Source organism: Paenibacillus sp. FSL L8-0435, assembly GCF_037965655.1.
In the GTDB taxonomy this organism is placed as follows: Bacteria; Bacillota; Bacilli; order Paenibacillales; family Paenibacillaceae; genus Paenibacillus.
In genome coordinates this window covers 1,402,413-1,416,781 of sequence record NZ_CP150185.1, presented here as the reverse complement: position 1 = coordinate 1,416,781, position 14,369 = coordinate 1,402,413, and the positions used below count along the sequence as shown (strand labels likewise).

8 protein-coding genes are annotated in these 14,369 nt (G+C 46.7%); 2 read left to right on the top strand and 6 right to left on the bottom strand.

Going from position 1 to position 14,369, the window contains the following annotated elements; all coding sequences use genetic code 11:
* Positions 1-57: 57 nt before the first annotated feature.
* The 3 genes from gltB to NST33_RS06290 all read right to left on the bottom strand — a co-directional run bounded on the left by gltB (position 58) and on the right by NST33_RS06290 (position 8,400).
* A complete protein-coding gene (gene gltB / locus NST33_RS06300) occupies positions 58-4,656 on the bottom strand; it encodes a glutamate synthase large subunit (RefSeq protein ID WP_339182679.1) in 4,599 nt (1,532 codons plus the stop codon).
* Positions 4,657-5,328: 672 nt separating this feature from the next.
* Complete coding sequence (locus NST33_RS06295) at positions 5,329-7,611, bottom strand: YhgE/Pip domain-containing protein (protein ID WP_221819110.1); 2,283 nt, start codon at positions 7,609-7,611, stop codon at positions 5,329-5,331.
* A 207-nt stretch (positions 7,612-7,818) separates the two neighbouring features.
* The gene (locus tag NST33_RS06290) at positions 7,819-8,400 is read right to left on the bottom strand and encodes a TetR/AcrR family transcriptional regulator (protein WP_076209603.1); all 582 of its coding nucleotides are present in this window, start codon (positions 8,398-8,400) and stop codon (positions 7,819-7,821) included.
* A gap of 383 nt (positions 8,401-8,783) precedes the next feature.
* Here NST33_RS06290 and NST33_RS06285 point away from each other — a divergent pair, with 383 nt between their 5' ends.
* Positions 8,784-9,998: a glycosyltransferase gene (locus tag NST33_RS06285; RefSeq protein ID WP_221819331.1), complete on the top strand. Its 1,215-nt coding sequence runs from the start codon at positions 8,784-8,786 to the stop codon at positions 9,996-9,998.
* A 275-nt stretch (positions 9,999-10,273) separates the two neighbouring features.
* Here NST33_RS06285 and NST33_RS06280 read toward each other — a convergent pair whose 3' ends face one another.
* A complete protein-coding gene (locus tag NST33_RS06280) occupies positions 10,274-11,131 on the bottom strand; it encodes a cell wall hydrolase (RefSeq protein WP_091033869.1) in 858 nt (285 codons plus the stop codon).
* A 130-nt stretch (positions 11,132-11,261) separates the two neighbouring features.
* Positions 11,262-11,864: an RNA 2',3'-cyclic phosphodiesterase gene (gene thpR / locus NST33_RS06275; RefSeq protein WP_221819109.1), complete on the bottom strand. Its 603-nt coding sequence runs from the start codon at positions 11,862-11,864 to the stop codon at positions 11,262-11,264.
* Between the two features lie 207 nt (positions 11,865-12,071).
* Between thpR and NST33_RS06270 the strand changes: the two genes are divergently transcribed.
* Positions 12,072-13,028: a D-2-hydroxyacid dehydrogenase gene (locus NST33_RS06270; RefSeq protein ID WP_221819108.1), complete on the top strand. Its 957-nt coding sequence runs from the start codon at positions 12,072-12,074 to the stop codon at positions 13,026-13,028.
* A gap of 178 nt (positions 13,029-13,206) precedes the next feature.
* Here the strand turns inward: NST33_RS06270 and NST33_RS06265 are convergent, their stop codons facing one another.
* Positions 13,207-14,184 (bottom strand): RsmD family RNA methyltransferase, encoded by a 978-nt coding sequence (locus tag NST33_RS06265; RefSeq protein WP_260632579.1) that lies wholly within the window; start codon positions 14,182-14,184, stop codon positions 13,207-13,209.
* Positions 14,185-14,369 lie beyond the last annotated feature (185 nt).

Sequence of the window (14,369 nt, the reverse complement as noted above, 5' to 3'; positions counted from 1 at the left end):
TCCTATTATTCTTAATACAACCTGTTCATGCACTTCCACCTTTGAACATGGAAGTTATTAACCTCCAGCACGTGCAAGTTCACGCATATTCGCTTCAAACGCTGCAAGCAGCGCCGCTTCTCCTGTCAGACCTGTTGCCTGAATCCGTTCGATCTGTTCTGTCATCCGCTTGAAGTCCTTCGGAATAACCCGAACGAACTGATTCAGCGCATCTTGCCAGTTATCCAGAACGCGCTGACCGACAGCACTTCCTGTATTGGCAACATGACGTTGAATCATGCCTCGCAGATCTGCACTTTCGGCCACATCTTCGATACGCTCCAAAAGAACCATTTCCAGATTACAACGTTTCAGGAATGTACCTTCCGGATCATACACATAGGCAATACCTCCGGACATCCCTGCTGCAAAGTTACGACCTGTATCGCCCAGTACAACGACACGTCCACCTGTCATATACTCACAACCATGGTCGCCTACACCTTCAACGACTACTTTGGCGCCCGAGTTACGTACAGCAAATCGCTCACCCGCAATACCACGGATGTACGCTTCACCGCTTGTTGCTCCGTAGAGAGCCGTGTTACCGATAATGATGTTATCTTCCGCCTCAAACGTTGCTTTCGGGGAAGGCATCACGATCAGTTTACCTCCGGACAGTCCTTTACCAACGTAGTCATTGGAATCCCCTTCAACGGTCAAGGTCATACCTTTAGGTACAAAGGCCCCAAAGCTTTGTCCGGCAGAGCCGACAAATTTGAATTTAACCGTATCTTCCGGCAATCCTGCGAGTCCATATTTGCGTGTGATCTCACTACCCAAAATGGTACCTACTGCACGGTTAACGTTTGTAATTGGAAGCACCGCTTCAACCGGTTGACCGGATTCAATAGCAGACTGTGCCAGTGGCAGCAATTGTTGCATATCCAGCGTTTCTTCCAATTGGTGATTCTGATGCTGTGTGCGGTAACGCGCAGAGCCTTCCGGCATTTCAGGCACGTGCAGCAATACAGACAGATCCACACCTTTTTTCTTCCAGTGATCTACGGCTTCTACCGTTTCGAGGCAATCTGTACGTCCGACCATCTCCTGAATCGTACGGAAACCAAGATCAGCCATGATCTCACGCACATCTTCAGCAACAAATCGCATGAAGTTAACCACATGAGCCGGATCACCCATATAATTTTTACGCAATTCCGGATTCTGTGTCGCTACACCAACCGGGCAGGTATCCATTTGACAGACACGCATCATGATACAGCCAAGTGCAACGAGCGGTGCTGTAGAGAAACCATACTCTTCTGCTCCAAGCAAGGCTGCAATCGCCAAGTCACGACCGTTAAGCATTTTGCCGTCTGTTTCAAGGACAACACGGTCACGCAGATTGTTCAGCATCAACGTTTGATGTGTCTCTGCAAGACCTAGTTCCCAAGGCATACCTGCGTGGCGAATCGAACCTTGCGGTGATGCACCTGTACCACCGTCATAACCGCTGACAAGGATAATATCGGCACGGCCTTTGGCTACACCAGCTGCGATGGTACCCACGCCCACTTCCGATACCAGCTTCACGTTAATCTCAGCACGCGGATTGGCATTTTTCAAGTCATAGATCAACTCTGCCAGATCTTCGATCGAGTAGATATCGTGATGCGGTGGTGGCGAGATCAGACCTACACCCGGTGTTGAACCACGGACTTCAGCAACCCAAGGATACACTTTACGTCCTGGCAGCTGTCCGCCTTCACCTGGTTTAGCTCCCTGAGCCATTTTAATCTGAATCTCGTCGGCATTAACCAAGTAGTTGGATGTAACACCAAAACGTCCGGATGCTACCTGTTTAATCGCACTGCGGCGGGAATCCCCGTTGCTATCTTTAATGAAGCGAGCCGGATCTTCTCCACCTTCACCGGTATTGGATTTACCTCCAACACGGTTCATAGCAATGGCAAGATCTTCATGCGCCTCTTTACTGATCGAACCAAAGGACATTGCACCTGTTTTGAAACGACGCATGATGTCTTCTACGGATTCAACTTCTTCGAGTGGAATGGAAGCTCCCACCGGTTTCAGTTTCAGCATGGAGCGAATGGTCAACAGTTGATCATTCTCACCTTGCACAAGTTTGGAATATTTTTTATACAGCTTGTAATCCCCAGTGCGTACTGCATGTTGCAGGGTATGAATGGTTTGCGGATTGAACAGATGCTCTTCTCCGTCGTTACGCCATTGATAATCCCCACCGGAATCCAATACTTTATCGTTACCGTCTTTTTCCGTAAAGGCACGGTTATGATGTGTCAACGCTTCGGCTGCCACTTCTTCCAACCCAATTCCACCGATACGGGAAGGTGTCCAGGTAAAGTAACGGTCAACGAAGTCTGATTTCAGACCTACCGCTTCGAAGATTTGAGCTCCACGATACGATTGAATCGTAGAAATTCCCATTTTGGACAACACTTTAGTAACGCCTTTGGTAGCTGCTTTAATGTAGTTTTTCACTGCTTTCTCATGCGAGATGCCACGCAGCAACCCTTGCTGGATCATGTCATCCAGCGTTTCAAAGGCCAGATAAGGGTTCACCGCACTTACACCATAACCCAGCAGCAACGCGTAGTGGTGAATATCGCGCGGTTCTGCCGATTCGAGCATAATGCTGACTTTGGTTCTGGTTCCCTGGCGAATCAGATGGTGATGCAGACCTGCTACAGCAAGCAATGCAGGAATGGCAGCATTCTCTGCGTCCACACCGCGGTCAGACAGGATCAGAATGTTATGACCTTTGTCGATGACACGGTCTGCAGCTTCGAAGAGCAAATCCATCGCTTTGCGAAGTCCTTCTGCTCCTTCCGCAGCGGTGAAGAAGATTGGAATCGTCATGGAGCGGAACCCTGGGCGACGCACATGGCGAATCTTCGCAAAGTCTTCATTGGACAATACCGGTGTATCCAGACGTATCTGGCGACAACTCTCCGGTTCAGGGTTCAGCAAATTGCGCTCAGGACCAATCGTTGTTGCCGTAGATGTTACAATCTCTTCACGGATTGCATCGATTGGCGGGTTGGTTACCTGGGCGAACATCTGTTTAAAGTAGTTGTACAGACGCTGCGGACGATCCGACAGCACAGCCAGCGGTGCATCATAACCCATCGAACCCGTAGCTTCCATACCTGTTGTTGCCATGGGCTCCAGGATTTTACGCAGTTCTTCAAATGTATAACCATAAGCGAGCTGAAGCTGGGTCACGTTATCATGTTTTGGATCAGGAAGTTCCGGTGCTTCCGGCAACTCGCTCAGATCCATCAAATGCTCGTCAAGCCAATCCTGATACGGATTCTCGGCTGCAATGATTGCTTTTACTTCCTCATCCGCGATGATGCGGCCTTCTTGTGTATCCACAAGCAACATCCGACCTGGACGCAGACGATCTTTGTACAGGATCTCTTCCGGCGCGATATCAAGTACCCCAACTTCGGAGGACAGGATAATACGGTCATCTTTGGTTACATAATAACGAGCTGGACGTAATCCATTACGGTCGAGTGTTGCACCGATTTGCAAACCATCTGTGAAGGCCATTGCTGCTGGTCCATCCCAAGGCTCCATCATTGTGCTGTGATACTCATAAAATGCCTTTTTGGCAGGGTCCATTCCCTCATCCGTGCTCCAAGGTTCAGGAACCATCATCATGGCCACGTGTGGCAGAGAACGGCCGCTCAGATACAGGAACTCCAGTGTGTTATCAAACATGGCTGTATCCGAACCGTCCGGATTGATGACTGGTTTCACTTTGGCGATGTCGTTACCAAACAACTCGCTCTCAAACAAGGACTGTCTAGCATGCATCCAGTTCACGTTACCACGCATCGTGTTGATCTCACCGTTGTGGATCATGAAGCGATACGGGTGGGCACGTTCCCAGCTTGGGAAGGTGTTTGTACTGAAACGGGAATGCACAAGTCCAATGGCCGATTCCACGAGTTCTTCCTGCAGATCCAGATAGAACCCGCCAACTTGTTCAGTTGTCAGCATGCCTTTATATACAATTTTGCGACAAGACATGCTCGGAAGGTAGAACGAACCACCTTCTGCTTCATCTGCCGAATAACGAATAGCCAGCTCAGCACGTCTGCGAATAACATACAGCTTACGCTCGAATCCAAGCTCATCCTTCACATCTGCGGATCTTCCAATGAACACCTGACGTACATAAGGTTTCGCTGCAAGTGCAGAACGGCCAAGCATTTCATCAAAAGTAGGAACATCCCGGAAACCCAGGAACGTCTGACCTTCTTCTTCAATAATCTTCTTAAGGCTCTCTTCATGCGCACTGCGAATGGCAGGGTCTTGGGAGAGGAACAACATACCTACGCCATAGAATCCCTGTTCAGGCAATGCAAAACCAAGGCGTTTCGCTTCCTCCGCAAAAAAGCGATGTGGAATCTGAATCAGGATACCTGCTCCGTCACCGGAATTCGGCTCACTTCCCTGTCCTCCACGGTGCTCCATGTTACTGAGCATGGTCAGTGCCTGACTAACGATATCGTGTGAAGGTACTCCTTTGATGTTGGCAACAAAACCCATTCCGCATGCGTCTTTTTCGAACTGCGGGTCATACAGACCCTGTTTTGGAGGTAATCCGATGTGTCTCATGGAACGCAACCTTTCTATAATGAAGTATTTCGGAAAGATCAAGAACATAGGCAACAGGCAACAATGAAACGGGAGGAGCTGGCCTTTCGCTTGCGATAGAGCCTGCTAGATAGAAGAGGTGACAGCATGAGACTGTCAAAAATAATGCCTGCTATTGGGCAGAAGCCATTGTAATGAGATGAGCTGATCCGGACGATCCGGCAAACAGCCTGTATAAATCAACACGCAGCCGCTGGCACGGCTACTGAAATGGAGCGACGTTTTTTTGATATAGTTCTATTATTTTAACACCGACCTAACATCAGCGCAATTTAAACTTTTTAATACCTCTGATAAGAAATGTTTTGCAGTACAGCTTTACAGTAGTGACGTTTAAATTCATCTCTTTTTCGAATAATTATACACTTTTTAAGCCAGAGTACAACTGAATTAAATTGCTGACAGAAGAAAATCGTTCCATGTGCAGCCTACGTTTATCCATAATTCCACCAAATTTTCACTGCTTAAGCCAGCGAAACTTTACTTCTCTATGCATTTGTATACAAAATAGCCTGCAACCCCTTTTTGGGGCTACAGGCTATTTGCACTATTTGACTACTATATTGCATAATTTCACTACAAGAAAATAAAGTTTTTTTCAAAAATATGTCCCTGCTGAAGATCAGGTTCGACTTATGCCGTCACAACTTGACCAGAATCAGCCTGTTCGACTTCTTTTTTCGGACGTCTGCCATTCCAGAGGAAGTAAGCAAGCGTCAGCAGAATGGATACCCCTGCATAGATGCTAAGAATACCTGCCTGATGCCACATCACATCCAGATTACCACTCGATACCACGGCTTTGAAGCCCATAATGCTGTGTGTCATTGGCAACCAAGGGCTAAATGCCTGAAGCCATGATGGAATCAGTTCTACCGGGAAGGTTCCTGCACTTGCCGCAAGCTGGAAGACCAGAAGCAGAATGACAACATAACGTCCAGGCAGATCCAGCCAGGTTACAAGTGCCTGAACAATCAACATGAAGGTCAGCCCGGTAATAATGGTAAACAGGTAGAACAGCCCTATGCTGTGTGTCTCCAGTCCAAGACCATATAACATGAAACTTGCCACGATAACCGATTGGAAAATGCTCACGGACCCAAATACCAGTGTCCGGCTGACAAAACGATTCCAGCCTGTTGCACCAGGTACGGACGTTTCCCGCATTTTCAATACAATCGTGGAAATCAACGATCCCACAAACAGACCGATCGACAGGAAGAACGGTGTCAATCCTGTACCATAATTGCTCACGTTCTCTGCTGTGTTCTCCGAGGAGTTCACCGGTTCAGCGAACATGTTCACTACATCATCCGTTTTCTTAACTTCGGATGTTTTCTGAGCGGCGTCATTCAGCTTGGTTGCCAGTTCACTTGAGCCATCTTTTAGCTCGGTAAGACCGTCAGCCAGTTTGCCCGCGCCATCACCCAATTGCTTCGAACCATCGGTTAGTGAATGAACGCCACCACTTAGTTTACCTACACCCGTTTGCAAAGCTGTTGTCCCTGAGCCCAGCTGCTTGGCACCATCTGCAAGCAATGTACCGCCACTTGCAGCATCACCCAACTTGCCGCTGAACTGCTTCAGGCCATCGGAGAGCTGTGCTCCTCCTTGACTAAGCTGCCCGGCACCAGCCAGCAATTGTTGCTGACCATCCACTAACTGGTTCGTACCAGCCAGAAGTTGCTCCTGACCTCCATGAAGCTCGGCTGCACCCGCAGCCAGTTGCTGGTTACCCTGATGCAGCTGATCTGCACCCTGCGCCAGCTTCTGCTCGCTCTCATGCAGTTGCGCACTGCCATCAGCAACAGCTTCACTTGCCGCAAGCAGTTTCTGTACATCCGCATTTTCGGCCAGTTCCGGGTTTGATGCAGCAAGCTGTTTCAATCCGGCGGCTACACCCTGTGCACCATCAGCAACCTTGGAACTGCCATCTACAGCCGATTGCAGGCCTGTTGCCAGTGTACCGCTGCCCTGAACGGCACTTTGCAGACCATCCGACAGCTTCGCACTGCCCTGTTCTGACGATTTCAGGCCAGCCTGCAACTTGCTTGTGCCATCCAGTGAAGACTGGAGTCCGGTTTCCAACTTGGCGCTGCCATCCTTCAACTGATCTGCTCCGCTCTGAAGCTGGCTAGAAGCAGCTGCCTGAAGCTGTTGCAGACCGGATACAAGATTCGATGTTCCACTTTCAAGTTTGGTTGCCCCTGTATGCAGCGCGTTAACACCATCACTTAATGGAGAAAGTCCTTCCTGAAGTTCAAGCGTTCCTGATGCAAGCTTCGCCAGATTATCCTTGAGCTTAACAGCACCATCATCCAGTTTGCCTGCGCCGGTATTCAGTTCACCAGCCCCATCGCCTGCCTCAGCCAAGCCATCTGATACTTCGGAGAACTTGTCGAGCAATGTCTCTGCATAGGATTCCGTTACTTTGGCGGAAACTTTTGCTTTCAGGTCCTTAATAGCGGTCTTACCGATCTGCGCACCGACAAAGCTGTAATTGCCATTCGGTTCATAGATCAGATCAGCCGGCTCCGGCTTGTCATCGAGCAATGTTGTTGCTTGGGATGAGAAGTTCTCCGGAATCGTAATTTGCATATAATATTTGTCATTACTCATGCCTTCTTTGGCTTGACTCGCACTGACAAAGTCCCATTTGAAATCGGCATTTTTCTTCAGTTCATCCACCAGATCACTACCCACATGGAGGGATTTGCCCTCCAGCTCAGCGCCTTTGTCCAGATTGACAACAGCAACCGGCATCTCATCCACATGACCATACGGGTCCCAATAGGCCGCCAGATAGATGCCACTATACAGGATCGGTATAAACATAATTGCAATAACAGGGATCAACACCTTCGGGTTTCTCACGGCCGATCCCACATCCTTGAAAAACACGGATAAAGATTTCATGTCATTTTCTCCCCTTAATCTCTCTGCTCCATGAGCAGGAATAACCATAATGAAATACAATGCGGCATTCCAGAAAACATACTGAAACACGAACTGACCACTTTCCTCAAACGGTCACTTTAGGACAAAAAAACAACCTGTCTTCCGACAAGCCTCCCTGCTTGATACGCGTGAAAATCCATATATTATAGTAGATATAAATTCGGATTACGTTATAGCAGCAATTCCTTCCATTAAGAAAAGGCGAAAGTAAGTCTTGATTTCCTCTTTGCTCAGCGGTTGATGTTGTTTGCTCCAGTCTGAGGTGAGTGCAATGTACAGGCGAATCATCATAAATGCGACGACTTGCGGATCACAATCTCGAATCTCTCCATTGTCTTTTGCTTTCTCAAGCTCCTTAGCCAGAAAGTCGGAGATTACCTTCTCCACCTTGTCTAAACCTTCCTTGGCCTGCAGCGTTCCAAAGTCCTTCAGCTCCTGAGATAACTTAACGAGCAGGTCGTGATCACGACGAAACTCTAACAATGCATCCAGCACCCGAAACAGATTATCGAAAAATGCACTTTCCTGATGTACTTCACGATGCGCGATGTTCTTCATTTCCTGAATCACTTCTACCAGGATCTGATCAAACAATTGTTCCTTATTGGTGAAAAACGTATAGATTGTTCCTTTGCCAACGTTCGCAATCTTGGCGACCTGATCCATCGTCGTTGCTTTGTATCCAAACATGGCAAACGACTGGGCTGCTGCATGAATAACCTGCTGTCTCCTGTCAATCGGAGCCATCATATCCCTCCTTTTAAACACATTCATTGTTCAATCGCTCTACATAAATGACCAAAAATACAATTCGGTCATTCGGTCAAAATATACAATACCACCTTAGAAAACAGATTGCAACCCTAACATTTTAAAAATTGTGTTAATATTTTTTAACCTAAATGCAGTGGAAACTCCTTCTGTCGTCGTCTATAGTGTAAGATGACTCAGATAATACGTATATATAATGAAGTTTAGGTTGTCTCATTGTATGATATATGGTGTAAATATTCATAGAAGAAACATGATTTTACGCTTCAATGTATATTCATGTAATAACGCATTCCCTAGCTAGAATAAACAATGAATATCTTCATTTTGAATTAAAACTTATGAATAAAGGTGAACTCATGCGAAAACCAAGAGTGCTCTTATTATCGGAAGGTTTCGGTACCGGTCACACTCAGGCCGCTCATGCGCTGGCACATGGCATCAAAAAAGTCAGTCCACATGTTCACAGTCGTGTCATTGAACTAGGCAAATTTTTGAACCCAACGGTAGCTCCACTAATTTTCTCTGCATATCGAAAGACACTATCGGTTCAACCCAAACTGGTCAGCCTGTTGTACCGCACACAGTACAATAAATCATTAAATGGTTTTACCAAGCTGGCGTTGCACCGAATTTTCTATACACAGACGGCACAGGTCGTATCCCAACTGAAACCCGATGCGGTCATCTGTACCCATCCTTTTCCGAATGCGGTCATTTCCCGGCTCAAACGCCAGGGTCTGAATATCCCGCTCTATACGGTCGTGACGGATTATGACGTGCACGGAACATGGATTAATCCGGAAGTGAACAAATATCTGGTCTCTACCCCTCAGGTCAAAGCATTGCTTGAGATTCGGGGCGTCGATCCCTCCCATATTCAGATCACGGGAATCCCTGTGCATCCAGACTTCTGGGAAGCAGGAGATAAGGTGAAGCTACGGGAAGAGATGGGGCTTCAGAACATGCCTACGGCGCTGCTTATGGGTGGTGGATGGGGACTTTCGTTTGATGAGGACCATATGAAAGCTCTCACGTCCTGGGCAGATCGTGTTCAATTGGTCTTTTGTCTAGGAAGCAATGAAAAAATGATCGCAAAAATGAAGGAAATGCCTTGCTTCCAGCATCCGAATATTCGTATTCTGGGATATACACGGGAAGTAAGCAAACTGATGGATGTATCCGATGTGCTGATTACGAAGCCAGGTGGCATGACATGCACCGAAGCACTGGCCAAGGGTCTACCGATGTTGTTCATTCCTCCGATTGCAGGTCAAGAGGAAGAGAACTGTGAATACTTTGTACAAGCCGGATACGGCCAGGTCATTCATTCTGCCGACGTGATCACCAATCGTTTCAGACAACTAGTTGAGCAGGTATCTACTCAAACTGAAAGCCCGCTGAACGTAGCACATATTTCAGGTAATCAGTCGGCCTATGATCCGAAGTGCTGTGCTCAAGCTGTTCATAACTTATTGTTCCCGACTACAGCCGAAGTCACAACAACCTCCGTGGAGCGCTTCACAGCCGGAATTGCTGCCACGTCCTTGTCAGGTACCAGAATACCATTCTGACGCCTCTAGGGGCCTATAGAACAGCTCTCACGAGGTGTTATAGGGCACAAGACAATTACTCAAGATATACAAAGAAGGTTCCCTTCCGAATTTTTGGAAGGGAACCTTCTTTTATTTTCACTAATTCCACCGTATGATTTGGCAGAAAAAAGGGTAATTTAGAGTATAACGATATTTTAAAATAACGAAATAAAACTACGATTCAGGCTTTTTCAAGGGCCGTGTGATGCCCACACAGTTAACTACCCTGCCTGTTTGCAGAATTTACGGGTCGATTACTTGTAAAAAGTATGATGACCGATCGTTTTTACTTTTTTCTGCGAGCGGGCAACTGTCAGATCGTCGGCAAGCGTCAATGATAAGAAATAATACGTATCATCGGCGACTTCCTTCTTCCCGTTCAACGCAGCATTCACTGCTTTGATGCTGTCCTCGTTAGGAACCACACGTTTCATACGTCCGTTCGCTACAGGACTAAACTGGGATTTCTGATAGATGACCTTGTAAATGGTATCGGGAAAATTGGCTGACCGCAGCCGGTTTAAGACAACATTGGCAACTGCCACTTTGCCTTCGTACGGTTCACCTTCTGCCTCTGCCATGACGATTTTTTGCAGCAGATGCAGTTCTTTATCGGACACACTGTATGACCAGGTTGCGAGTTTCGAGTCTTCCTGGTTCAGAAGTTTGGTCCGTGTAAAGTATAGTTTTTGGGGGGGAGTTGTTACAGCAGCAACTTCTTTGGCACGTTTCACTTTGGCCAATTTCAGTGCAGCTTCTTTTTTGGCTTTGGCCGCAGCTACCGCTCTAGCTTTGTTCTTGGCCTTCGCTTCTTGCAGTTCCTGCTCTTCCTGAGCAGTCGTAAGCCAGTTCTTCGCTGGCAGAGATTCAGTCCACGCTACGGTTTGGGCAGACAGATTAGAGGACAGACTTGTCCCATCTTCCATCATGCGCCTCTCTTCTTGCGTAGATGTTTGGTTATTTTGCACAGAAGCCGCAAGTTCGGTCATCTGTTTACTATCACTAGCTTCATTCCACTTCCCCGTCGCCTGAACGACATTTACCCCCACTATACATACAAGCAGCACTGATAACATCGGTGCTACCCAACGATTTTTGCTTATAATGTTCATTCGAAGATTCCTCCTGTCGAAACAATTCCCTTAACTAAGTAACCCAAAAAAAAGAATTTGAATAACGTTGGCTAATATTACATAGGGATAAACGTTATGTCAATGTGATTTTATGGCATAAAAATGATTATCAGGAAAAAGTGAACGTATCCACGACCTCATACATTGGCGATTGCCCCAGCCTTGTCACATAAAGTACAATGTCCTCCACCATCCATGAATTAGCACCTGTGGAATGTTCCGGAAGCACGCCAGATACCCCTTTATTCTCATTACCTGGAACTTGTCCCAGATATTTTCTGGCAACGGTAATATGGGGAGCATACGGTCTTAATTCAGCTTCATACCCAAGGGGCGAAGTCGCCTGCACGATTTGTTTTTGCAATGAAAACAAGTGCTCTATCTCTCCGCTAACACCTTTCCAAAGTACTTTAGGGGCTTCTTCAAGTCCAAATGTACCCCAGTTCGAAAGCTGAAGTTCAAATGGCTGAAATCCGCTTGTTGCTGAGCGCAATGCTTTTCGCAGGTGTCCGATGTCACTAACTAACGTATCCCCCAGAAATTGCAAGGTTATATGATAATCTCTATGATCTGTCCATTTACGAAAATCCAGCTTGTTCTGTACAAGCCTCGCATCCATCTGAAGAGACTGCTGAACAGCAACAGGAAGACGAATTGCTACAAACAATCTTTCCCGTCGGGATGATTGATCCTGATGTGATTGGTTATTCATTGCATACACCTCTCTAAAGTTCGCTCTATTATTTCATAACTATACATATCGTTTCAAGTTGGGTAAGTATAGATTGACACAAATATAACCATTTGCAAATAAGGCTAGATTCCTGCATTTCCCACCTTAATGCACATCCAACATCAAATCTGATACACTTTAATTATCAAACTCATCAAACTATTTATCTCAGGAGGACCACACATTATGGGTAAAATTGTATGTTTTCCATCTCTATCCGAAGAACAGCAACAACGCATTCAGAATGCTGCACCGGGATACACCCTGAAATTCGGAAAAGCCAAGGAATTGGACCCCGCTGAGTTGAAAGAAGCTGAGATTATTCTCGGCTGGTCCCCACTCGTCACAGAACATGCATTAAAACAGGACAGCCTGTTGAAGTGGGTTCAGGTCTGGTCTGCTGGTGTGGACAATCTCCCCTTCGCAGATTTGCAACAAAAAAACGTTCAGGTCACCAGTGCAAATGGAGTTCACGCGATTCCAATCACCGAAATTATTCTGGGCATGATGTTATCCCACAGTCGCTGGCTGAGACAAGCTATGCTGCATCAACAGCAGGCCGAATGGAAAGCTCCTGCCCAACCACTGCCAGAACTGCATGGCAAAACAGCGGTCATCGTTGGTGTAGGCGAGATCGGTACGGAAACAGCCCGTATTCTCAAAGCACTCGGCATGCGCACGATCGGAGTTCGCCGCTCAGGTAAGGATGTCTCCAATGTGGACCAAATGTACGACATGACCGGTTTACATGAAGCCTTGAACCAGGGCGATTATGTAATTAACATTTTACCGCTAACTGATGAAACCAAACATATATATGATCAAACTGCATTTGAGCAGTTCCGATCCGGTGCCTGCTTCGTTAATGTGGGCCGTGGCCCCAGTGTGAAAACGGAAGCGTTGCTGAATGCACTCCAAAACGGCCAAGTTGCCTTCGCTGCACTGGACGTGTTCGAAGAAGAACCTCTTCCTGCAGACCACCCGCTATGGGGCATGGATAACGTGTTAATTACGCCTCATATCGCAGGAAGTACAGAGCAATACACGAATCGAGCAGTCGATATTTTCGTCAAAAATCTGGAAGCTTACGTCGCTGGCGATACTCTGCCGTTGAACCTTGTGGATTATAGTCATAAATATTAACACAAACACCCGTTCCCATGCAATATTGTGCAAATCAGATCAACGATATCAATGGAACTAAAGAAATATTTCTGTCCTCTACGTTCTAGTGTAAACTGTTAGTTCAATGGATATGTAAGCAATAAAAAAATCTACCTCTGGAAATTTCCCTAGAGGTAGATTTTTTGTTTTTTTACGCTTACATACACAGCCAAATATGACGTACAAACGTGCCTTTATGTACTGTTCGGTACTCTTTTACAGTCCATCCTACTTCCAACAAGTGCTCTTCTACCCACTCTGTGGAAACAATCACTGCCCGTTTTGCCAATCTGCGCAAACTCTCCAGCATGGCTCGTTGCTCAGCATCCGGAAGTACAGAGCAGAGATTATAGGGCATGTCCAGAATTGCTGCATCATACAAATCTTGCAGTTCATTCATATCCCCGAGTGTGATTCGATCCGAATCATATCCATAATGCGGCAGATTGATACGTGCACCTCGGACAGCCAGAGGATTGAGATCGTTACCTTTTGCGTCAATTCCCATGGATAAAGCTTCAATCACAACCGTTCCCATACCACAGCATGGATCAAGCAATCGATGATTTTCTACTCTCGGAACAGCAATATTAACCAGCGCTCTCGCAAGCGTGATGCCAAATCCAGTTGAGTAATTTTGCGGCTTCTGCCGATGAATCTGCCATGATCGATCCGCTTCTGTCCACTGGCCCAAGATCCATTTTTCTCCTGTTCGGATTAGGCCGAAAGTCACCTTAGGTTGTTTCATCTGTGCCTTGCCTTTAATGCACATGCCAACTTCTTTTTCCAGTTGACGAGACTGTGCATAATCAGGGGCTTGATCCCCTTCTTTCAAACAAATCACCTTAAATGTCTCTTCTGGCAACAGATGAATATCCCTGGCAAAAGGAAGCAGATCAGTCACGCTGCCCCCTTCGCCGATCACGTCCAGTCTGCCATGGATAAAAGGACTGCGTCCAGGTGGAGTACATCGTTCAGACCACACATATGACCCCATATCCATACGGATCTCCAAACTCGGTTCAAGCAGCGTATTCAGCTCCAGCATGCATAGTTCTTGCTCGTTCTCGTGGCAAGCAAAGGTGTAGAGGTGTTTCCCAGAAGTGGCGTACATACCAAGTGTTTCATCAGGCAAAATTCCCCTCTCCTTCCTTCATTAATCATGTTTCTTCTATATAAATAGTAAGCTCATTGAAGACATATCAAATACGACTCAAACGTTTGCTTCAGGTAGCCATTGTATACAATGTTAGGCTCCTAGACAACTATCCATTTCCTTGCACGTATCTTTTTGGAAAGAAAAAAAATAAGGTGTTCCCA